The organism is Candidatus Methylacidiphilales bacterium (assembly GCA_033875315.1).
In the GTDB taxonomy this organism is placed as follows: domain Bacteria; phylum Verrucomicrobiota; class Verrucomicrobiia; order Methylacidiphilales; family CAZTYG01; genus JANRJG01.
On the sequence record JANRJG010000028.1, the window covers coordinates 1 to 20022 of the forward strand.

23 protein-coding genes are annotated in these 20022 nt (G+C 62.5%); 13 read left to right on the forward strand and 10 right to left on the reverse strand.

Annotation, left to right across the window (positions count from 1 at the left end; translation table 11 throughout):
• The 5 genes from SFU85_08870 to SFU85_08890 form a co-directional block, all read left to right on the forward strand.
• On the forward strand, positions 1-98 hold a 98-nt coding region (locus SFU85_08870; GenBank protein ID MDX6766889.1), incomplete at its 5' end, for a type II toxin-antitoxin system YoeB family toxin.
• Between the two features lie 137 nt (positions 99-235).
• The gene (locus SFU85_08875) at positions 236-2305 is read left to right on the forward strand and encodes a carbon starvation CstA family protein (protein MDX6766890.1); all 2070 of its coding nucleotides are present in this window, start codon (positions 236-238) and stop codon (positions 2303-2305) included.
• 44 nt (positions 2306-2349) lie between these two features.
• Positions 2350-3150: a hypothetical protein gene (locus SFU85_08880; GenBank protein MDX6766891.1), complete on the forward strand. Its 801-nt coding sequence runs from the start codon at positions 2350-2352 to the stop codon at positions 3148-3150.
• A gap of 340 nt (positions 3151-3490) precedes the next feature.
• Positions 3491-3706 carry a hypothetical protein gene (locus SFU85_08885; protein ID MDX6766892.1) on the forward strand — a complete coding sequence of 72 codons (216 nt, stop codon included), beginning with the start codon at positions 3491-3493 and terminating at the stop codon, positions 3704-3706.
• A 64-nt stretch (positions 3707-3770) separates the two neighbouring features.
• A complete protein-coding gene (locus SFU85_08890; protein ID MDX6766893.1) occupies positions 3771-4097 on the forward strand; it encodes a hypothetical protein in 327 nt (108 codons plus the stop codon).
• On the opposite strand, the gene SFU85_08895 is transcribed toward SFU85_08890, so the two are convergent.
• Together SFU85_08895 and SFU85_08900 are read right to left on the reverse strand one after the other, a co-directional pair.
• Positions 4087-4524 (reverse strand): PIN domain-containing protein, encoded by a 438-nt coding sequence (locus SFU85_08895; protein MDX6766894.1) that lies wholly within the window; start codon positions 4522-4524, stop codon positions 4087-4089. The two genes, SFU85_08890 and SFU85_08895, sit on opposite strands and share 11 nt — an antisense overlap.
• Before the next feature lie 4 nt (positions 4525-4528).
• A complete protein-coding gene (locus SFU85_08900; GenBank protein ID MDX6766895.1) occupies positions 4529-4780 on the reverse strand; it encodes an antitoxin in 252 nt (83 codons plus the stop codon).
• 80 nt (positions 4781-4860) lie between these two features.
• Between SFU85_08900 and SFU85_08905 the strand changes: the two genes are divergently transcribed.
• Both SFU85_08905 and SFU85_08910 read left to right on the forward strand, forming a co-directional pair.
• Complete coding sequence (locus SFU85_08905) at positions 4861-5613, forward strand: hypothetical protein (protein ID MDX6766896.1); 753 nt, start codon at positions 4861-4863, stop codon at positions 5611-5613.
• Positions 5614-5631: 18 nt separating this feature from the next.
• Positions 5632-6159 carry a hypothetical protein gene (locus SFU85_08910; GenBank protein ID MDX6766897.1) on the forward strand — a complete coding sequence of 176 codons (528 nt, stop codon included), beginning with the start codon at positions 5632-5634 and terminating at the stop codon, positions 6157-6159.
• Between the two features lie 15 nt (positions 6160-6174).
• Here SFU85_08910 and SFU85_08915 read toward each other — a convergent pair whose 3' ends face one another.
• From SFU85_08915 to SFU85_08925, 3 genes are read right to left on the reverse strand one after another with little or no spacing between them, the layout of a single operon-like run.
• Positions 6175-7059, reverse strand: a complete 885-nt coding sequence (locus tag SFU85_08915) for a TIM barrel protein (GenBank protein MDX6766898.1) — start codon at positions 7057-7059, stop codon at positions 6175-6177.
• A gap of 17 nt (positions 7060-7076) precedes the next feature.
• Complete coding sequence (locus SFU85_08920; protein MDX6766899.1) at positions 7077-7847, reverse strand: sugar phosphate isomerase/epimerase; 771 nt, start codon at positions 7845-7847, stop codon at positions 7077-7079.
• Between the two features lie 19 nt (positions 7848-7866).
• The gene (locus tag SFU85_08925) at positions 7867-9021 is read right to left on the reverse strand and encodes a Gfo/Idh/MocA family oxidoreductase (protein ID MDX6766900.1); all 1155 of its coding nucleotides are present in this window, start codon (positions 9019-9021) and stop codon (positions 7867-7869) included.
• A gap of 76 nt (positions 9022-9097) precedes the next feature.
• Between SFU85_08925 and SFU85_08930 the strand changes: the two genes are divergently transcribed.
• From SFU85_08930 to SFU85_08955, 6 genes are all read left to right on the forward strand, one after another.
• Positions 9098-10096: a LacI family DNA-binding transcriptional regulator gene (locus tag SFU85_08930; GenBank protein MDX6766901.1), complete on the forward strand. Its 999-nt coding sequence runs from the start codon at positions 9098-9100 to the stop codon at positions 10094-10096.
• The gene (locus SFU85_08935; GenBank protein MDX6766902.1) at positions 10093-10902 is read left to right on the forward strand and encodes an SDR family oxidoreductase; all 810 of its coding nucleotides are present in this window, start codon (positions 10093-10095) and stop codon (positions 10900-10902) included. The genes SFU85_08930 and SFU85_08935 overlap by 4 nt, the downstream gene beginning before the upstream one ends.
• 22 nt (positions 10903-10924) lie before the next feature.
• Complete coding sequence (locus SFU85_08940) at positions 10925-12214, forward strand: lactate racemase domain-containing protein (protein MDX6766903.1); 1290 nt, start codon at positions 10925-10927, stop codon at positions 12212-12214.
• A 62-nt stretch (positions 12215-12276) separates the two neighbouring features.
• Positions 12277-13296: a formylglycine-generating enzyme family protein gene (locus SFU85_08945; protein ID MDX6766904.1), complete on the forward strand. Its 1020-nt coding sequence runs from the start codon at positions 12277-12279 to the stop codon at positions 13294-13296.
• 74 nt (positions 13297-13370) lie between these two features.
• Entirely contained in the window at positions 13371-14870 is a 1500-nt protein-coding gene (gene gndA / locus SFU85_08950; GenBank protein MDX6766905.1) for an NADP-dependent phosphogluconate dehydrogenase, read from the forward strand.
• A 113-nt stretch (positions 14871-14983) separates the two neighbouring features.
• Positions 14984-15463 carry a gluconokinase gene (locus tag SFU85_08955; GenBank protein MDX6766906.1) on the forward strand — a complete coding sequence of 160 codons (480 nt, stop codon included), beginning with the start codon at positions 14984-14986 and terminating at the stop codon, positions 15461-15463.
• Here SFU85_08955 and rsmA read toward each other — a convergent pair.
• The 5 genes from rsmA to SFU85_08980 all read right to left on the reverse strand — a co-directional run.
• On the reverse strand, positions 15448-16221 hold the full coding sequence (gene rsmA, locus SFU85_08960; GenBank protein ID MDX6766907.1) for a 16S rRNA (adenine(1518)-N(6)/adenine(1519)-N(6))-dimethyltransferase RsmA: 774 nt from the start codon (positions 16219-16221) through the stop codon (positions 15448-15450). The two genes, SFU85_08955 and rsmA, sit on opposite strands and share 16 nt — an antisense overlap.
• A gap of 18 nt (positions 16222-16239) precedes the next feature.
• Positions 16240-17433, reverse strand: a complete 1194-nt coding sequence (locus tag SFU85_08965; GenBank protein MDX6766908.1) for an alkaline phosphatase — start codon at positions 17431-17433, stop codon at positions 16240-16242.
• Positions 17434-17487: 54 nt separating this feature from the next.
• A complete protein-coding gene (locus SFU85_08970) occupies positions 17488-18105 on the reverse strand; it encodes an HD domain-containing protein (GenBank protein ID MDX6766909.1) in 618 nt (205 codons plus the stop codon).
• Complete coding sequence (locus SFU85_08975) at positions 18089-19051, reverse strand: hypothetical protein (protein MDX6766910.1); 963 nt, start codon at positions 19049-19051, stop codon at positions 18089-18091. Before SFU85_08975 ends, SFU85_08970 begins: the two co-directional genes overlap by 17 nt.
• 18 nt (positions 19052-19069) lie before the next feature.
• The coding region (locus SFU85_08980) for a 3-deoxy-7-phosphoheptulonate synthase (GenBank protein ID MDX6766911.1) at positions 19070-20022 on the reverse strand (953 nt) is incomplete at its 5' end.

A 20022-nucleotide genomic window follows, 5' to 3' on the forward strand; every position in this document is an offset into this window, starting at 1 on the left:
CCGGATGCTGGTCTCGCCGAATCACCCAGGAACACCGCCTCGTCTATCGCGTCACGGACGATCGAATCTACTACCTTCAAGCCCGCTACCACTACTGACTTTTGAACCCTCGCGATACGTGTGCCGATCGAATCGGGCGAAGAGCAGCCTGGCAAACTCGGCTCAGCTCAGCAAAGAGCTTCCTTCGCTCGGCTCGGGAACGACTCCAAGCCTGGCTTAGGTACAATCACAACTCATGACCAAAACTTTGGGCCACCTGGCCTGGGGAGCCATCGCCGTGCTCGGCGCGTATGCCTTCATGGGCATCGCCCTCAATCGCGGCGAACCCGTCAACTCCATCTGGCTCGTCATTGCCAGCGTCTGCCTTTATCTCATCGGCTTCCGTTTCTACGCCAAATTCATCGCCGCCAAGGTCATGATCTTGAGCGACGCACGCGCCACCCCCGCCGAACGCCTGCGCGACGGCCACGACTACGAACCCACCAACAAGTGGATCGTCTTTGGCCACCATTTCGCCGCCATCGCCGGCCCCGGCCCCCTCGTCGGACCAACCCTCGCCGCCCAATTCGGCTACCTCCCCGGCACCCTCTGGATCATCATCGGCGCCGTCCTCGGCGGCTGCGTGCAGGACTTCATCATCCTCTTCGGCTCCATGCGCCGCGACGGTAAATCGCTCGGCCAGATGGCCCGCGAAGAGATCGGCAAAGTCGGCGGCTTCACGGCGCTCGTCACTGTCCTGCTCATCATGATCATCCTCCTCGCCGTCGTCGCCCTCGTCGTCGTCAACGCGCTCAAGGACTCTGCCTGGGGCCTGTTCACCATCGCCGCCACCATGCCCATCGCCATCTTCATGGGCATCTACTTGCGCTATCTGCGCCCCGGCAAGGTCCTCGAAATTTCCGTCATCGGATTCCTCCTCGTCCTCGCCAGCATCTTCGGCGGCCAATGGGTCGCGGGCAACGCCGCCTGGGCGCCGTGGTTCACCTACGGCGGCATCGCCATCGCCTGGATGGTCATCATCTACGGCTTCTTCGCCAGCGCCCTCCCCGTGTGGCTCCTCCTCGCCCCGCGCGATTACCTCTCGACGTTCGTCAAACTCGGCGTCGTCCTTATGCTCGGCGTCGGCATCCTCTTCGTCCGCCCCGAACTCCAAATGCCGCCGCTCACGCGGTTCACCGATGGCGCCGGACCCATCTTCGCCGGCAAGGTCTTCCCGTTCTGCTTCATCACCATTGCCTGCGGCGCGATTTCGGGCTTCCATTCGCTCATCTCCAGCGGCACCACGCCCAAGCTCATCGAACGCGAATGGCATGCCTGGCCCGTCGGCTACGGCGCCATGGCGCTCGAGAGCTTCGTCGCCATCATGGCCATGATCGCCGCCTGCGTCCTCGAACCCGGCGTCTACTTCGCCGTCAACTCGCCCGCCGGAATCGTCGGCGGAACCGCTCAGCAAGCCGTCGCCACCATCAGCGGCTGGGGCTTCCCCGTCGCCACCGAAACCATGGCCTCACTCGCCGCCGACGTTGGCGAAGAAACCCTCTTCTACCGCACCGGTGGCGCTCCCTCGCTCGCCCTCGGCATGGCCCACATCTTCGCCAACTCAGGCGGCGGTCGCGCCTTCCTCGGCTTCTGGTATCACTTCGCCATCATGTTCGAGGCCCTCTTCATCCTCACCACCCTCGACGCTGGAACGCGGGTGGGCCGCTTCATCCTCCAGGATTTGCTCGGCCACATTTCCCCCCGTCTGGCCGACACCCGCTCCTGGTGGGCCAACATCCTCGCCACCGCACTGCTTGTCTCCGCCTGGGGCTTTTTTCTCTACCAGGGGGCCCTCGACCCGGCCGGCATTGCCAAGAGCCTCTGGCCCATCTTCGGCATCTCCAACCAATTGCTCGCCGTCATCGCCCTCTGCCTCGGGACGGTCATCCTGGTCAAGATGGGGCGGGTCCGCTACTGCGCCGTCACCGTCGCCCCCCTGATCTTCCTCACCGGCGTCACCTATACCGCCGGATGGATGAAAATCTTCTCCCCCGGGGCGGCCGGATTCCTCCCGGCCATCCGCACGCTCGAAGCCCGGATCGCCGGCGGCCTCGAGGGCCCCGCCTTGGCCGCCGCCCAGACCGCCCTGCTCAATGCCCGCATCGACCTCGCCCTCACGGCCGCCTTCCTGATCCTCGTCACGATCATCGTCCTCGGTTCAGCCCGCGAGTGTTTCCTCCTGTTGACGGGACGGAAGACCAACGTCCTGCGCGAAAGCCCCTACGTCCGTCTCCCTCTTCCACACCCAGCGGGCGACCCGGCCTGATTTCGCGCTTTGACGGATGCTCCCGTCCCTACATGCTGCCTCCCATGCCCCGCACCCCCAATCCGGTCCTGCTGCTCCTCTCCGCTCTGATCGTCCCGGCCGCACTCCCATTCACGGTGCACAGCGCCGTGGTTCCCCATCTGGTGGAACTGACCGAAACGCGCACCTCGGACCCCGCCGCGGCCGAGCTCCGCCTCTGGATCGAACTCGAGGGGGAGATCCTCAGCGACGCCCTGGAATACGACAACTTGAGCCTGGTCCGGGCGGTCGACGACACCGGAGCCAATCTGGCCCCGCCCCCGGTCGACGCCGCACCGGCGCGCCTGCAAAAAAATCCCGCCACGCCCAATGCTCCGGCCGGGAAGTTCCCGATCGTGCTCAAGCCCGCCACCCGTTCGGCCCGCTTCCTCCAAGAAGTCACAGGCACCGTCACCATTCTCTGCTACCGCCGCCAGGTCGTCCTGGTGGATCGCATCAAGGACCAGGTCAACAAGGACATCGAGAACGATCTCTTCAAGACCCACGGACTTGAAGTACGCATCACCGATCCCGCCCAAAGCCGCCCGGGCAGTATTGCCGCCGAGGACGCGGCCGAGCTGCGCGACCATTCCGTCAGCGTCCGCTTTGGTGGAAAAATCGACAAGGTACTGAAAGTCGAATTGGAAACCGCCGACGGGAAAACCCTCCCCACCCGCTCCACCTCTTTTGGAACCGGACGATCCCTTTTGCTCACGGTTTCGTCGGACGACCTCCTGCCTCCCGACACCCGGGCCAAGATCATCATCCCGATTGCGCCCGAGGAGAAAGTCGTCCCCTTCAGCCTCAAGAACATCCCCCTGCCCTGATGGACCGGAAAATTCTCAAACGCGGAAACCCCGACCGCGCAGGGATTTTTGCGGCAAACAGCAAGACCGGTTGAAAAAAAACTTTTCCTGCCACCCGACTCCACCTAGGGTGCATTTCGTGACGAACCACTGCCAACACACGAATGTGCGGCCGGGCCATATCCTTATGGCCTCCGGCACGATCGTGTTTGCCGTCTGGAGCCGCAAAGGCCTCCGGACCGCGGTGGACGTCTGAATCCAGACAAGAGCCAAAAAGAAATAGAAATGGCCAACCCACCGCGAGAGAGCGGTGGGTTTTTTTATGCCCCTGTTCTCCGCGGTAAAGGCCGGAAAGGAAACCATGAGAACAGAAAACGACTACCCCGCCCAGGCCCTGGAGGCCCTCCTCCGGGAACTGGCCGGTTACTACGAGTTGCTGGGCCTGCCCAGGCAACGCGCCGAGGCTTCGGCCCGCGCGGACTTCGCCGACGAACTCGGCGGAGCCGCCGGGCTCCCGGCAGCCCGGACCTCCTGCACGCCATTCAGCAGGGGAAATCAGCTAGGCCTGCTCCATTGAATGCCCTCGATGTCGTTCAGATCTGGGCATGACAATGACGGATCGGCGTATAAACATGATGCGGATGAAATTAGGGCTCATGATTGCCTGTTACGCAGCGGGCATGGCCGGTGCCAACCTGCTGCTGCGCTACACTTCCATGGCCCATGGATGGGCCTGGTGGGCTTGGTTCGCCGCCGCCAACGCCACCGGATTCATCTGTGTGGTGGTTATGCCGCACGCACTCAAGCTGGGCAGTTCGAACGTGGTCTACGCCCTCGCCCTCGGCGGGGGGTTCTGCCTGCTCCAACTTTCCGCCTGGTGGCTTTTCCGCGAACCCCTTTCGGCCTGGCAGTGGGCGGGTGTGGGATTCGTCGCCCTGGGCTTGGTTTTCCTCCAGATCAAGGCCTGACCGTCCGGCCCGGCCCGGGATAGGCCTGACACACCAGTCCCGGAACACGCCGGAAAATCTCCGGGCGCTGGGTCACCAACACCAGTCCGTGCGCAAGGCAGGTGGCGGCCACCCAACCATCGCGGTCGCTCAATTCCTCCCCCGATTTGCCTCCCGCCTTGCCCCCCGGCCGGATACCCGCGTGGATGCGCGCGGTCTTGCGGTCCAAGGGCAGCACCGGCAGATGTTCGAGCGCGGATTCCACAAAGGCCATGCGGCGGTGGCGGCGTTTCCCCTCGGTGGTTTCTGCCACCGCGCGCAGCAATTCGTCCACGGTCACCATCGAGAGAAAGCATTCCTCTTCCCGCCGCGATCCCATCCAGGCCTCGAGACGGGCGGGATGTTCCGCCCAGCTGAGCAGGGTCTCGGAGTCGATGAGGATGCCCATGGTGTCAGCGGCCCGCGCGCACGTGCTCCAGGTCGCGGCGGAAGGGCGCCCAATCACCCGCCTCCAACAACGGCCCCCCGCGCAGAAGCGCGGGCAGCTCGGATAGACGCCGACCACTGGCCACCGGGCGGAGCTCCGCCACCGGCTTTTTCCCCCGGATGAGGAAAAAACTCTCCTGCCGGTAGGCCACCCGGTTGATGAAGTCGGAAAAGTTCCGGGAGGCCTCGGTGATACTCACAGAAGTGGCGTTTGACATAAAAATATGATTGTCAGATAGTCTGAATATCAGATAGATTGCGTCCTGTCAAAGGGCGTGTGCGTCCGGCGACGAAAACCATGCTTGGAAAACACTCGCCCCAGAATCCCGCGCACCCGGCCCGGAAACGCCCGAATTTGGAATTCGATTTCGCCGGACTCTCCGTGCCGCGGAAGAAGAATGTCCGCAAACCCCGGCCCTCCGATCCGGCAGCTCCCTTGTCGACGATGACCGGGAGCACCGCCTCAAGCGCCAAGACAGATATTCCTGCCCAGCCTGCAGCGACCACGGTTGAGATCCCCCCGCAGGTCGAGCCCTCGCCTTTTCCTTCCAATTCCACCCCTACCCCCACCCACCCACGCAACCCCGAGGTATCCATGGCCCAACCCCACCCCACCCCCATCACTGCCGGACGCAGCATCGACCGTCAGGTCAAAGAACAAAAAGCGGTCAGCTCCCTGCTCCACGGCGCCGGTCTGGCCCTGGTCTGCTCCATCCTGGTCATTGCCGGACTGGCCTCTCTCGGCGGCTATGTCCTCTACCGCCAACTCCAGGACCAAAGCGCCACCGTGGCCCTGCTGGAACAGAACACCAAACAACGCCTCTTCGAGATGGAGATGGACCTGATCAAACGGGACAACGACCTGGCCAAAAACCTCGAGCAGGCCAACCTCCGCGTCACCGCCCTCACCAGCCAGTTTGAGGAATACCGCTACCAGACCACCCAGACCCTGGCCGAACTCCGAGCCCGCAACCGCGAGCTCGAGAAACAGCTCTCCCTCAACCAGCAGAAGATCCGCGACCAACAGAGCGTCCTGGCCCGTCTGCGCTGATCTACGCCCCGCACCGCGATGAATTCCCTCGTCGAACTCCGGCGTCTTTATGCCGAATGGCGGATCAAGCTCCAGCGCATCCAGGAAGTGGTCCAGCCAAAGGGCTGGTCGGTCGAGGAATGGAACCAGTTTGCCCGTGTCGTGGTGACGGTAACCACGAAGTACGGGCGCAACTGGACCAACGATGCCACCGCCTATTGGGACCTCCGCTGGGATCTCCAGGAAGGGGGCCAGCTGGTCTGCCAGTTCGAGGAAGAAGCCGGCGTGAAAAAATCACTCGTCATCGCCCAATACGGCGGTTTCGCCGACGGGACGGAAAATTACATCTGGTTCTACGGAGAATTCAACGACCTGGGCGGCTTCATTGGTGATCCCTACTGGATCGAGGGAAGTTGGAAGGACGCGCTGGCCATCATCCTCATGCCCCAGAAGATGGCGGCCGGTTTCTATCTCCAGGATGCCGGGGCCCCCATCCAGCAATACCTGCTCGGACAAAGTCCCAACCAACCGCAAGCTCCCATCGAAGCGGTCCGGTTGGCCGCCTGAATCCAAACCGCGATCTCACCGGCTGGTGATGATTTGCAGGAGCTTCTCCATCCGCCGTCCATACTCCACATAGGTGGTGTATTGCAGATCCTCCGGACAGGAGGAATTCGGATCATGGTAAACCGCGCCCATGTGAGGCTCGATGGAGATCCCGCCATCGTAACCCGTTTTGACCAGGTCGTGGAGGATGTGGACCACGTCGCCCTCCCCCTCCCCGGGGAAACAGAAGCGCGTCTTCTTTTCCTGTTCATTCCAGACCCCATCCTTGATGTGGACGTAGGCGATGTGTTCCCGGACATTGCGGTAGAATTCCCATGAAGATTGCTTGGGCCAGGGCCTGGGTTTGGACCGGTCGTCGGCGAAGACAGGATTTCCGGTATCAAAAACCACTTTCAGCCCGGGAACGTTCTCGATCATGCGCAGCATGAAGGGCCAGCCCATCCCGCCGTAGTTCATGCAATTCTCATGCACCACGGTCAATCCCGCGTCATCGAACATCTTCTTCAACTCGCGCAGGCGACGGAACCGCTCCTCTTCCATCTGGTCCCCGGTGTCCTGTCGAACGGCAAAGCTCATGATGCGGATGTATTTCGTGTCCAGGGCCTGCATCCGCGGAATGGCCCGGCGGGCTTCCTCCAGCGACGATTCGAAGGGTTGGTCGATCTGTTTGCCCCAATTGGCGATGCGGGATGAAAAACAGTAAACGTGCAATCCGGCATCCTTGACCGACTTTTCCACCCGGCGGAAGTCCGCTTCTGGAAGGTTGTGCAAGTTATCGGCCTGTCCGTCGGATTGGAGAACGTCTCGAAGCTCCATCTCCGGCCAACCCAGTTCACGGTGGGCCCGGATTTGGGAATCAATCGCCTTGCCGGCCTCGTCAGCTATGCCCGTTAAAAACATGGTCGTCGGTTCGGGATTCAGGAAAGCAGGTTTTCCTGGATATAGCGGAAGCTTTGGGCCAGTGAATCAAGCGGCGATCCGGGACAAACATCCTGTTCGACGACAAACCAACGGCAGCCGGACTTTTCGGCGGCCGCGATGATCTTCCGGAAGTTCAAGTTGCCCGAGCCGATTTCGCAGAACTGGTGCCCATTGTCGGCGTTGGTCTGATAGTCTTTCAGATGGATGATCGGCAGGCGCCCCGCCAGTCGCTCACACCAGTCGACCGGATCTCCGCCGCCATATTGCACCCAGAAGGTGTCGGGTTCACCCTGGAGGTGTTTCGGGTCGCTCTTGGCAAAGATCCGCTCAAATATGGTGCGGCCTTCCAGCTTGCGGAATTCATGGTTGTGGTTGTGGTAGCAGAGGGTTTGCCCGGCGGCGGCCATCTTCGCCCCGGCGGCATCAAGGCCGGCGATCAGGGCATCGACCGAGGCCAAACTGGAGAAATCAATGCCGGCCGGATAGGGATAGGCCGTGAGGGTGCATTTCAGGCGGGACAGACGGTCGATGACCTTGGCGGTGTTCTGCAGGATGTCGGCCCCGGGCTCGTGCGTGGCGCAACAGGTCAGGCCTTCGCCCTCCAAAATCCGCACCAGTTCTTCTTCGGCGATGGGGCCCATGCCGCTGACCTGCACGGCGGTGTAGCCGATGGCGCGGATTTTCTTGAGCGTGGCGGCGATGTCCGCCGGTGTCTTGAGCAGATCGCGGCAGGTGTAGAGTTGGGCACCGACTTGGGATAGTTTCATGGGGGATGGGGGCTAGGGGCTAGGGTTTCCCGAACGAGTTGGCCATGTCGCGGGGTCCGTCGATTTTCACGACTTTCTTTTTGAACCGGGATGAGGCGATGCGTTTTTTCAGGAAGCCCGCGTAGGTTACGGGACTGATCGGGAGCTCGATCCGTTTGCCAAGGTGCGAGGACAGGAGCATCGCGTTCGCAAGTTCCACAGAATGGATCCCTTCCGCTGCGGGGGCGATCAGGGGGACCTTGTCGAGGATGGCCGCGGTGAAATTCTTGAGAATGCCGAGATGTTGCTCGCCGTTTCCCTCGACGGGGATTTCGACCTTCCAAAGCGGAGGGGTCGACCAGCGCTCGGAAGTTGTATTGCAGAATCGCTGCACCGGCACCTCCGTGCGATCCCAACGGATACGCCCGTCCTCCAGGACAACCCGGCCCCGGTCGGTGGTGACCTCGAGCCGGTTGGTTCCAGGGGCCTCGCCAGTTGAGGTGACAAACACACCCGTGGCGCCATTGGGGTATTCGAGGTAGGCGGTGACATCGTCTTCGACTTCGATCTCGTGATAGCGGCCGATGGCGCAGAACGCCTGGAGGCTCTTCGGCATCCCAAAAAGCCACTGGAGCAGGTCGAGATTGTGGGGACATTGGTTGAGCAATACACCGCCGCCTTCACCGGCCCAAGTGGCGCGCCAGCCGCCGGAATTGTAGTATGCCTGGGTGCGGAACCAATTCGTGATGATCCAATTGACACGGCGGACTTCACCAAGTTCACCGCTCTGGATCAATTGGCGCAATTTGGTGTAACGGGGGTCGGTCCGCTGGTTGAACATGGCGGCAAAGACCTGTTTTTTGTCGCGGTGCGCGGCTATCAGTTTCAGGGCATCGGCCTTGTGGACGGAAATGGGCTTTTCCACCAAGACGTGCAGCCCCTGACGCAGCGCATCCATACCGATCGTGGTGTGTTGATAGTGCGGCGTGGCGATGAGTACGGCATCGACCTCGCCTGATCGGATCAAGTCTTCACTCCTCTGGTAGGTTTTGACCGGACCGAAACCCGTGAGGTCGGATTCGTTATCGCACACGGCATGGAGGGCGAGACGGGGGACTTTCCCGTCAATAATCATTTGGGCATGGGATCGGCCCATGGAGCCGAGACCGATGATGCCAAGACGGATGTTTTTCATGGAAAAAAGGGGATGGAGCGGATGAACTCCATCATTGATACCAACACGTGTTAGTATTAAGATGCCTCCGCGTCAAATGAAAAATCCCGTCCGTTCCACCCGCCAGCTGGCCGAGGCCCTCGGCCTGTCCCGGTGGACGGTTTCCCGGGCGCTCAACGGCCACAAAGGCATCCACCCGGATACCATCGAGCGCATCCGCCAGGCCGCCAGGAAAAGCGGGTTCGCCCCCAGTGCCCTGGGTCGCAGCCTGCGCAGTGGGAAAACCGAGTTGGTCGGTGTTTGTGTGCCGGATCTGGTGGATTACTTTCTCTCGGACAAGGTCATGCAGTTGCAAAAGGCCATTTCCGCCCGGGGTCTCGACGTCCTGTTGCAAATCAGCAATGGCACCCCGGAGGGTGAACAGGCCGCCCTCGAACGCTTTGCCGCCCTCCATTGCCAGAGCGTGGTCGTGGTGGCCCCCTGTTTGGCCCCGCAAGCACCCGCCTTCCGCCACCTCGAAAACGCGGGAATTCCCGTGGTCCACATCGACAGCCTCACCCCAGGCAGGGGCCGACAGGTCGAAACGGACCGCAAGGCCGGTCTGCAACGGGTGGCCGAACACCTGCATGCCCTCGGACACCGCCGCCTCGCCACCGTGGCCATCCGCCCCGACTCCGCCTACGGCAGGCAACGCCTTGAGGGCCTGCGCTTGGGTGCACGCAAAGGCGGAGCGAGCGATGCAAGCCGGATCTTCCACTGGCCCGCACCCCCGGAAACGGGAACATGGGCCGAGTTCGCCCGCCACCCCGTCACCGCATTGGTGGCCCTGAACGACCGCATCGCCCTCCGACTCCTCCACTGGGCGGACCGCGAGGGACTGCAAGTCCCGCGCGACCTCTCGATCGTCGGCTACGACAATGCGGAAATTGCCGCCTACTCCCGCCCCGCCTTGACCACGGTCGACCCGCACGCCAGCCTGTTGATTGAGGAAGCCGTGCGCCTTCTCGACCACGACAAACCCACCCGGGTTCGTGTCCGGCCCGAGTTGGTCGTGCGCGAATCCACCGGACCCGCCCCAAAGAAGAAACGAAAATGAATCCCCTGTTCGATCTCCAGAATGAAACGGCCGTCGTGATCGGTGCCACCGGCACCCTGGGCGGCACCCTCGCCGAAGCTCTCGCACAAGCCGGTGCCGCCATTGCGGTGGTCGGCCGCAATCCCGGGCGGGGTATGGCCTGTGTGGAACGAATCACCCAGGGCGGCGCTCGTGCCGCATTCTTTGCCGCCAATGCCGTTGACAAGGACTCCCTAGAGTCCGCCCGCCTGGCCATCGAGAAAGAGCTCGGCCCGGTCACCATCCTGGTCAACGCCGCCGGCGGCAATGACCCCAAGGTCACCGTCACGGCCGAGAAAAGCTTCGAGTCCATCGCCCTGGAGGACTGGCAGGCCAACTTCGACCTCAACCTGGTCGGCGGTGTGCTCCTCCCATGCCAGGTCTTCGGTCCGGCCATGTGTGGGCGCGGCCGAGGCAGCATCATCAATATCGCCAGCGTCTCGGCCCACCTTCCGCTGTCCCGCGTGGTCAGCTACTCCTCGGCCAAGGCCGCCGTGCTCAACCTCAGCCAGTTCCTCGCCCGCGAGTGGGCCCCCAAGGGCGTGCGCGTCAACACGCTCACCCCCGGTTTCTTCCCCGCTGAACAGAACAAGAAACTCCTGTTTAACCCCGACGGTTCCCCCACCCCGCGCGCCCAGTCCATCCTCGGCCACACCCCCATGGGCCGCTTCGGCGAAGCCCGCGAACTGGCCGGTGCCGCCGTTTTTCTCGCCAGCCACTCTGCCAGCAGCTTCATCACCGGAACGGACATCCGTGTGGACGGGGGCTTCCTGAGCCAAACCATTTGAAGTTCCCAGCAAAGCACCCCGAATGAACCACCCCCTGCAAGCCCTGGCCCCGGTCGGACAATCCATCACGGTCGAACAGGTGGAATCCCTGGTGGCAGATTTTCTCCAGAAGCACGACTTCCGCAACAAACGGGTGCTTTGCATCGTCCCCGACGGCACCCGCACGGCACCCCTCGGCCGCCTCTTCCGCGGCTTCCATGCCCGAGCGGCCGGACAGGCGAAACAAATCGACCTCATGATCGCCCTCGGCACCCACCCGGCCATGACGGACGCCCAAATCCTCCAACGGATGGAATGGACCCCCGCGGAACGGCATTCCACCTTCGCCAGCGTCCGCGTCTTCAACCACACCTGGGACCAGCCGGAAACCCTCCGCCGACTCGGCACCATCCCCGCGGCCGAAATCTCCGATCTCTCCGGCGGCCTCTTCGCCATGGATGTGCCGGTCGACATCAACGCCCGCGTTTTCGACTACGACATCCTCCTGGTCATGGGCCCGGTTTTCCCACACGAGGTGGTCGGCTTTTCCGGCGGCAACAAATACTTCTTCCCCGGCATCGGCGGCGCTGAAATCCTCAACTTCTTCCATTGGTTAGGGGCCGTGGTCACCAATCCCATGATCATCGGCAACAAGTGGACCCCCGTCCGCAAAGTCGTCGACCGCGCCGCCGCCCTCATTCCCCAGGAAAAACTCTGCCTGGCCATGGTCGTCGACGAAAAACATGACTACGGCCTCTTCGGCGGAGACACGGTTTCCTGTTGGGACGCCGCCAGCGACCTTTCGGCCAGGGTCCACATCACCTACGAACCCCGGGCCTACCGGCAGGTCCTTTCCTGCGCCCCGCCCATGTATGACGAACTCTGGGTTGCGGGCAAATGCATGTACAAACTGGAACCCGTCCTGGCCGACGGCGCCGAGCTCATCATCTACGCCCCCCATCTCCATGAAGTCTCGCTTGTGCATGGCAAACTGATCACCGAGATTGGCTACCACTGCCGCGATTATTTCCTGAAGCAGTGGGACCGCTTCAAGGATTACCCCTGGGGCGTCCTGGCCCATTCCACCCATGTCCACGGCATCGGCACCTACGAAAACGGCGTCGAAACCCCCCGTGCCCGGGTCGTCCTCGCCACCGGCATCCCGGAGGAAGTCTGCCGCAAGATCAACCTCGGTTACCGCGATCCCGCCTCCATCCGCGTGGAAGACTTCCGGGACCGCGAAGAACAAGGCATCCTTTACGTTCCCAAGGCCGGGGAAAGACTCTACCACCAAGCGAAAAAGCCTTTGTGGGCGGGCGGACAATGCGTGTGACGGGAACCGATCCCCCTCTGTTTGTGTTTGTCAGGCGCTTCCTCGGGCAACAGGCTGGGCCTATGAAGCCATGGCTTTTGTTTGGTGGACTTTGGATCGCACTGTCCCATGTCGCGCCAGCAGCAGTCTCCACGGCCCCAGAAGGCATGATCAAGCTTCCCGGAGGAGAATTCACCATGGGTAGCAGTTTCCCAGGAGCCCATCACACAGAATTCCCCACCAACCGCGTGAAAGTGTCCGCTTTTTGGATCGACACCCACGAGGTGACCAACCGCCAGTTTGCCGCCTTTGTGAAGTCCACCGGATACAAGACGGTGGCCGAGCGACCGATCGACTGGGAAGTGATGAAGACCCAAGTGCCGCCAGGCACGCCCAAACCCCGCACGGAGGATCTTCAACCCGGCGCGCTGGTTTTTGTAAGCCCGACCAAACCGACTTCGGACCTTTCCGATTTCACCCAGTGGTGGCGCTGGACCAGAGGGGCACACTGGCGGCAACCGGAGGGACCCGCCAGTTCCATCAAGGGCCGGGACTCGCACCCGGTGGTCCATATCGCTTACGCGGATGCCGCCGCCTACGCCAAGTGGGCCGGCAAACGGCTTCCGACCGAAGCCGAGTGGGAATACGCGGCGCGGGGCGGCTTGGAAAGCAAGCGCTACACTTGGGGCGACACACCGGAAACAGAATCTAGCCGACATTGCAACATATGGCAGGGAACCTTTCCCCATCATAATACCCGTGCCGATGGCTACGAAGGCACCGCCCCCGTCCAATCATTTCCACCCAATGGTTACGGCCTTTATGACATGGACGGCAATGTCTGGGAATGGTGCAGCGACTGGTTCCGCCCCGACACTTATGCCCGCTTGAAAATGGCCGGCCATCCTGTAGTCGACAATCCCCAGGGTCCTTCGACGAGCTACGACCCCCAAAATCCATATGAAAAGGAGCACGTCATCCGCGGCGGTTCCTTTCTTTGCCATATCACCTACTGCGAAAGCTACCGCCCGGGGGCGAGGCGCGGAGCTGCCATGGACAGCGGGGCCATCCACATCGGCTTCCGCTGTGTGAAAGATCTCTAACGTGGTCCATTCCCTCCGATATGGATTGGACAGCACCAGTTGGTTTCATTATTCTGCTGCCCTTCCCAAAAATCATGAAAGAAAAATCCGACATCGGTCTCATCGGCCTGGCCGTCATGGGCCAGAACCTTGCCCTCAACATCGCCGACCACGGCTTCCAAATCTCGGTCTACAACCGCACGGTTGAAAAAACCGACAAATTCGTCGCCGACCACCCGGACACCCCGGGCGGCGTCGTTGGCACCCAGTCTTTGGAGGCCTTCGTCCAATCCCTCGCCAAACCCCGCAAGATGATCATCCTCGTCCAGGCCGGAAAGGCCACCGATGCCGTCATCGACGGCCTCGTCCCCCTCCTCGAACAGGACGACATCATCATTGACGGCGGCAACGCGCTCTGGACCGACACCATCCGCCGGGAAAAAGCCCTCAGGGAAAAAGGCCTCCGCTTCATCGGCTCCGGCGTCTCCGGCGGGGAAGAAGGCGCACGTTTCGGCCCCTCCCTCATGCCCGGTGGCGACAAACAGGCCTTCAAGGAACTCGAGCCCATCTGGAAGGCCGTCGCGGCCAAGGTCGACTCCAAAACCGGCAAGCCCCTGCTCGGCGCGGCCCCCGGCAAACCGGTCAAGGGGGGTGTCCCCTGCACAGCCTACATCGGCGAAAACGGTGCCGGCCATTACGTCAAAATGGTCCACAATGGCATCGAATACGGGGACATGCAGATGATCTGCGAAGCCTACGCCCTGTTGCAGGGCCTTCTCGGCCTGAAAGCCAAGGAGATGGGCGACATCTTTGCCGAGTGGAACCGCGGAGCGCTCGACAGCTTCCTCATCGAGATCACCGCCGACATCCTCCAGCAAAAAGACCCGGTGAGCAAAAAACCTTTCGTCGATGTTGTCCTCGACACCGCCGGTCAGAAAGGCACGGGCAAGTGGACCTCGGTCAACGCCCTCGATATGGGTGTCCCTGCCCCGACCATCGCGGAGTCGGTCTTCGCCCGCTGCATTTCCGCCATCAAGGAGGAACGTGTCGCCGCGTCCAAGGTCCTCAAAGGGCCCAAGGCCCGATACAAGGGCAAGAAAAAGGCCCTCATTGCCGCCGTCCACGACGCGCTTTATTGTTCGAAAATTTGTTCTTATGCCCAGGGCTTCCAGCTCATGCGCACGGCCCAGCAGGAATACGGTTGGAAACTCAACTTCGGCCAGATCGCCCAGATCTGGCGCGGGGGCTGCATCATCCGCGCCGCCTTCCTGCAAAAGATCACCGAGGCCTACGCCCGCAACCCCAAACTGGCCAACCTCCTCCTCGACCCCTACTTCAACAAAACCGTGCAGAAGGCCCAGGAAAACTGGCGCAAGGTCGTCTCCCTCGCCGCGGAATGCGGCATCCCGGCCCCGACTTTCAGCTCGGCCCTGGCCTACTACGACAGCTACCGCTCGGCCCGCCTGCCGGCCAACCTGCTCCAAGCCCAGCGCGATTACTTCGGCGCCCACACCTACGAACGGACCGACAAGCCGCGTGGAAAGTTCTTCCACATTGACTGGCCGGAACCCGGGCGGCCCCAGATCCAGGCCTGACCGGACCCAGCCGACGCGGGGTCGTTTTAAGTGATAAGTTTGTAAGTTTGTAAATCATGCCGGCCTCCACCTGCTTAAAACTGGATCCTTCAAACTTAAAACTTATCGTCGTCATGGGTGTGTCCGGTTGCGGCAAAAGCACCGTGGCCCGCGCCCTGGCCCAAGCCCTCGAAGGCACCTTCATCGAGGGCGACGACTTCCATCCCGCCGCCAACAAGGCCAAGATGGCGGCGGGTATTCCCCTGACCGACAGCGATCGCTGGCCTTGGTATGATCTCCTGATCCAGGAAGTGAACCGTGTCCGTTCGGAGGGCCGGCCGGTTTTCCTGTCTTGTTCGTCCCTGAAGCAGGCCTACCGAGACCACCTCCGGGCGGCCTTCCCATCCGTGCGCTGGATCTACCTCAAGGGGGACCTGGAAACACTGCAAAGCCGTGTGGCCCGCCGTGCCCACCACTTCATGCCCGCGTCCTTGCTCCAAAGCCAGTTCACCGATCTGGAAGAACCCCAGGGCTCGATCACCCTGGACATCACCCTGCCCCGCCAGGAAGTCATCCGTGAGGCCCTCTTGCTACTCGGTCACCCGGCATCCTGAATTTTTTTGTACAACCGTATCCATTCGTCGACGGACAATTCCTGCGGCCGACGATCGGATTCGATGCCGGTGGTGTTGCGGAGTTTTTTCCGGCGCTGGGTGAAGGCTTTTCGCAACAGGGCGTAAAATGGCTCGCGGTCCGGCTTGGGCAGATCAGGGATGTTGTGAAGGGTGAACCGCACCACCACCGAATGCACATCGGGCTCGGGGAAGAAAACATTGCCGGGCAGCGTTTTGAGGATCTCCACCTGATAATACGCCTGGAGGAGGATGGAGATGGCCCCATAATCGGCAGTGCCAGGTGAGGCGGCGAACCGGTGGCCCACTTCTTTCTGAAGGGTGAAGAGACATTCCTGCGGCAGATGGTCGCGCATCAGGAGGGTGGCCACCAGTGGGGTCGAAATATTGTAGGGCAGATTGCCGAGGATGACGGGGAAAGGCCCTTGTTGGGGGAGGGTTTCCAGGGCATCCCCCTCGACCAATGAGAAGGATTTCTGCCTGCCGAACCGCTCGCGCAGGTAGGCCGCCAGACCCCGGTCAATTTCCAGGGTATGCACATGGTAACCCCCGGCGAGGAGAAAACCGGTCAGGGCGCCCAAACCGGGGCCGATCTCGAGGATGGGACCGGGAGCCGGAGTGCGCAGCTGGGCAATGATCCAGCGGCAGAGGTTCTGGTCGAAGAGGAAATTCTGGCCGAAGTGCTTGAGTGGATTGAGTCCGCGCTCGGCCAGGATTTTTTTGATTTCGGTCAGGGTCACGCGTTCGCGTCCGGGGCACTAGAAGATGGAGCGGATGACCTGGTGCAGTTCACCCGGAGTGAGGAAGCCCTGGGGCACGTCGATCTGCCGTCCATAGAAAGCGGCCCAACCAAAACCGGCGGGAAGCGCAGGATAGGGGTGGGCGGGCACTTCGGGCGGCAGTGGACGGCGGCGGCGGGGCGGGAGGTCTTTGGTTTCCACGGCCTGGCTGAGGTCGTAGGGCACATAGAGGATGATGACGCTGTTCCGGCCCGCATAAAGGCGGGCCTCGGCGATGGCATCATTCAGTGCGCGGATGCGGGCGATGGCATCCGGGGCCCGGGAGGTGCGGTTCTTGCGGTCGGTGAGGTCGTAATTGACGACCAGAAAATAGCCGTTGAGGTTGGCGGTGAGGTTGGTCTGCAGCACCCGGATGGCCTGCCGCACAAGGTGCTTCATGGGCGGGAATGGCGGGATGGGCGGAGGTTCGGGAGCGGGTGGACCCAAGAAAACAGGCTTCTCTTCGGGCACGGGCTGGGGTGGATGGACCGGCGCCGGGTCGGCGGAGGGTGTCTTGAAGAGACCCAACAACTTGGTGCCCCACAAGGTGATGTTGTCGAGCTCTTCCCGGCTGCGGACGATCCGGTAGCCTTTCGCTTCGGCTTCTTTGATCAGGTTGCGGCCGCCTTCGTCGACCAGTGATTGGAAAGCCGCCGGCTGCTCGCCGAGGATGACATCAATGGCGGTGGAATCGAAAAGCTGCTTGGCGATGGGTCCGCGGTCGAGAATCGAGGTCTGGTGGGCGTAGAATGAGCCGAGGAGGGCACTGTCCAGTTCGGTGTTGCTGATCAGACCAACGGTCCGACCCGATCGCTGGGCCTGGTAGACAAGGTTGTCCAGGCTGCGCCCGTCGGGTGACAGGCCGATCTGGTCCGGAAGGCCCAGTTCTCCCGTGGAGAGCCATGAGATCAAGGCGGCCGGGTTGACCAAGCCGGATTCGGTTTGGTTGTTGACCAGGGCCACACGGTCGGCGCGGGCCAGGCGCGGGGTGGAACCCGCCCCGGTTTCCTCGTCGATGCCAGAAAGGTTGAGCAACTCGAGGTTGAGGCCGGGAACAACAAAGAGGATGACTCCACGGGCTTCACGGGCCACGTAAAATTTGTAATAGGCCGTGCTGAGCGCAAGGAAGGCGCCAAGGACGAGGCCGCAGAGGACTTTGAGCCGCCAATTCATCTATCAGCGGATCCTAGGGTGTTTTGTCCGGGCATCAACCCCTGATGACAGGACTCAAACGCGGACTTGGCGGGCAAAATCCAGCCGCAGGTGGACCGGAAGATCATAATGCCGGAGGAAGAGGTCACGTTTTTTCAGGAAGGCGGCCTCTTCCTCGCCCGCGGCCTCGCGGGCCCGGGCGCGGATTTCCACCGCAGCGTCCCCGACGGCGGCGGTGATCCGGCGGATCCGGGAGCGGTGGGATCGGTCGAGCGCATCGGCCACCCGAAGCAGGGACGCCAGCGCACAGACACGTTCCCGGGCTTCGGACGACAACCGGGCGTGGCGCGATTGTTTCAGGGTCGGAAGCGTCCTCCGGTGGTAGCGGGCGGTTTGTGCGACCATTTCCTTTTCTTCCTTATTGAGGTGTTTCCATGGATGGCAGCGGATCAGGCGCGCGGAATGTTTGTGGTGGGCCCGGCCATCCGGGGAGACCGACCAGCCGGTGTCGTGCAGCCAGGCCGCGGCAGCCAGAAGGAGACGGTCGCGCGCGCCCAGTCGGTGCAGGGGCTGGAGTTCGAGGAACAGTTGATCGGCCAGACGGGCCACTTGCAGAACGTGGGCCGGTTCCGGTTCCAGTTTGCGCATGAGGGTTCGGGCCTCGCGCAACAGGGGGTCAGGCGGCAGCTTCATGAACGACGTGATGGAAGGGCTCCGGGGCGATCTCCAATTGCCACAATCCATAACGCAGACCGTGGATGGCACAGCCCATGTGGGTTGCGCCCGCAGCCTCGGCAATGGTGTGGAAAACCAGGATTCCGGCGGTGATGACATCGGCGCGGGCCGGGGGGATAGCCGCCAGTGTTTTGATGGAATCCACCCGCCTTCCGGCCAGGTCGTGCAGCCAGGCGGCGATGGCGGGGGTGGGGACCATGAGTCCGTCGCATGAGACGGCGTGGGCCCGTTTCCCGGGGTCCAGATGGAGGGCGGCCAGGGTGATCATGGTGCCGCCGCAGCCGACGAGGACAGTGTCCTTTTCCCGCGACCAGGGGAGCACACTGCGCAGACCGTGGAGGAGCCAAGCCCGGGCCTCGGCCAGAGCCCGGGCTGAAACCGGTTGGCGCCGCAGAAAAAGGTCGCGCAGGCGGACACAACCGATCGGGAGGCTGCGGGCCTTTTCCATCCGTCCGGCCCGCCCGAGGACAAATTCCAAGCTGCCCCCACCGAGGTCAAGTGCCAGGAGCCGTCCTTTGCGCCAGGGGGCGCTGGAACTGATTCCCGCATAAGCGTAGCGCGCCTCGGCGGCACCGGTGATGACCCGCACCGGACGACCAAGAACCGCCCGGGCGGGATCCAGGAAGGCGCGGGCATTGGCGGCGGAGCGGAGTGCGCTGGTGCCCACAATGTGGATGGATGTGGCCCCGAATTCCTCCGCCTGACTCCGCGCTGTTGCCAGCACATCGAGTGTGCCCCGGATGGAGGCGGCCGAGAGTTTCCCGGTCAGGGCCAGACGGTCCCCGAGGCGGGTGGTGTGGGCGTCCTCGCGATGGACATGCAGGGTGGATCCGCGCTGTTCTGCCAAGAGGACCTTGACCGAGTTGCTCCCCAAGTCGATGACAGCGGCACGGACCGGGGTCATGGGTGTCGAGCCCGTGGCTCAGGCAGTCAGCGGCAGGAGCGCGGCGTGTCCGGTGCGCAACAACCGCTCGGTGGTCTCCCAGTCCATACAGGGGTCGGTCACGGAAACCCCGTAACGCAACGCCCCGCGCTCGGGTGTGAGCGCTTGTGTTCCGGCGGCCAGATTGCTTTCCAGCATGGCCCCGATCAATCCGTGGTTTCCGGCCAGACGCTGGGTGAGGATACTTTGCCAAACTTCCTCCTGCCGGGCGGGCACCTTGCCCGAATTGGCATGGCTGCAATCCACCATCACCACCGGGCTCAGGCCGGCCTGTTGCAGTCGCGCCAGGGCGTCGGCGATGCTCTCCGGATCGTAATTGGTCCGTTTGTGACCGCCGCGCAATACCACATGGCCCCAAGGATTACCGGTGGTCCGGACCACCGACGTGCAGCCTTCGCCATCGATGCCAAGGAAGCTGTGCGGGGACATGGCGGAGGACATGGCATCCAGTGCGGCCTGGAGCTCGCCGTCGGTCCCATTCTTGAAACCCACCGGCATGGACAACCCGCTGGCCATCTGGCGGTGGGTCTGCGATTCGGTGGTGCGGGCGCCGATGGCCGCCCAACTGACCAATTCGGCAATGTATTGCGGAACGATGGGATCGAGGAATTCCGTCGCGGCCGGAAGGCCCAGTTCGTTGATGCGGACCAGCAACGTGCGGGCCAGGCGCAGACCGTGGGCGATATCGGAGGAGTTGTCGAGATGGGGGTCGTAGATGAGCCCTTTCCAACCGATGGTGGTGCGGGGTTTTTCGAAATACGCGCGCATGACGATGAGGAAGCAGTCCTCGACCTGCGGGCGCAATTTTTCCAGGCGCTGGGCGTAGTCCCAAGCGGCATCGGGGTCATGAACCGAGCAGGGCCCGAGGACGACCAGGATGCGGGGGTCCTCGCGGCGGATGACGTTGCGGACAGCCTGGCGCCCGGCGACGA

Coding starts and splice junctions, on each gene's coding strand:
- SFU85_08875 (MDX6766890.1), top strand. CDS start 236: ATGACCAAAACTTTGGGCCACCTGGCCTGGGGAGCCATCGCCGTGCTC.
- SFU85_08880 (MDX6766891.1), top strand. CDS start 2,350: ATGCCCCGCACCCCCAATCCGGTCCTGCTGCTCCTCTCCGCTCTGATC.
- SFU85_08885 (MDX6766892.1), top strand. CDS start 3,491: ATGAGAACAGAAAACGACTACCCCGCCCAGGCCCTGGAGGCCCTCCTC.
- SFU85_08890 (MDX6766893.1), top strand. CDS start 3,771: ATGAAATTAGGGCTCATGATTGCCTGTTACGCAGCGGGCATGGCCGGT.
- SFU85_08895 (MDX6766894.1), bottom strand. CDS start 4,524: ATGGGCATCCTCATCGACTCCGAGACCCTGCTCAGCTGGGCGGAACAT.
- SFU85_08900 (MDX6766895.1), bottom strand. CDS start 4,780: ATGTCAAACGCCACTTCTGTGAGTATCACCGAGGCCTCCCGGAACTTT.
- SFU85_08905 (MDX6766896.1), top strand. CDS start 4,861: ATGCTTGGAAAACACTCGCCCCAGAATCCCGCGCACCCGGCCCGGAAA.
- SFU85_08910 (MDX6766897.1), top strand. CDS start 5,632: ATGAATTCCCTCGTCGAACTCCGGCGTCTTTATGCCGAATGGCGGATC.
- SFU85_08915 (MDX6766898.1), bottom strand. CDS start 7,059: ATGTTTTTAACGGGCATAGCTGACGAGGCCGGCAAGGCGATTGATTCC.
- SFU85_08920 (MDX6766899.1), bottom strand. CDS start 7,847: ATGAAACTATCCCAAGTCGGTGCCCAACTCTACACCTGCCGCGATCTG.
- SFU85_08925 (MDX6766900.1), bottom strand. CDS start 9,021: ATGAAAAACATCCGTCTTGGCATCATCGGTCTCGGCTCCATGGGCCGA.
- SFU85_08930 (MDX6766901.1), top strand. CDS start 9,098: ATGAAAAATCCCGTCCGTTCCACCCGCCAGCTGGCCGAGGCCCTCGGC.
- SFU85_08935 (MDX6766902.1), top strand. CDS start 10,093: ATGAATCCCCTGTTCGATCTCCAGAATGAAACGGCCGTCGTGATCGGT.
- SFU85_08940 (MDX6766903.1), top strand. CDS start 10,925: ATGAACCACCCCCTGCAAGCCCTGGCCCCGGTCGGACAATCCATCACG.
- SFU85_08945 (MDX6766904.1), top strand. CDS start 12,277: ATGAAGCCATGGCTTTTGTTTGGTGGACTTTGGATCGCACTGTCCCAT.
- gndA (MDX6766905.1), top strand. CDS start 13,371: ATGAAAGAAAAATCCGACATCGGTCTCATCGGCCTGGCCGTCATGGGC.
- SFU85_08955 (MDX6766906.1), top strand. CDS start 14,984: ATGGGTGTGTCCGGTTGCGGCAAAAGCACCGTGGCCCGCGCCCTGGCC.
- SFU85_08965 (MDX6766908.1), bottom strand. CDS start 17,433: ATGAATTGGCGGCTCAAAGTCCTCTGCGGCCTCGTCCTTGGCGCCTTC.
- SFU85_08970 (MDX6766909.1), bottom strand. CDS start 18,105: ATGAAGCTGCCGCCTGACCCCCTGTTGCGCGAGGCCCGAACCCTCATG.
- SFU85_08975 (MDX6766910.1), bottom strand. CDS start 19,051: ATGACCCCGGTCCGTGCCGCTGTCATCGACTTGGGGAGCAACTCGGTC.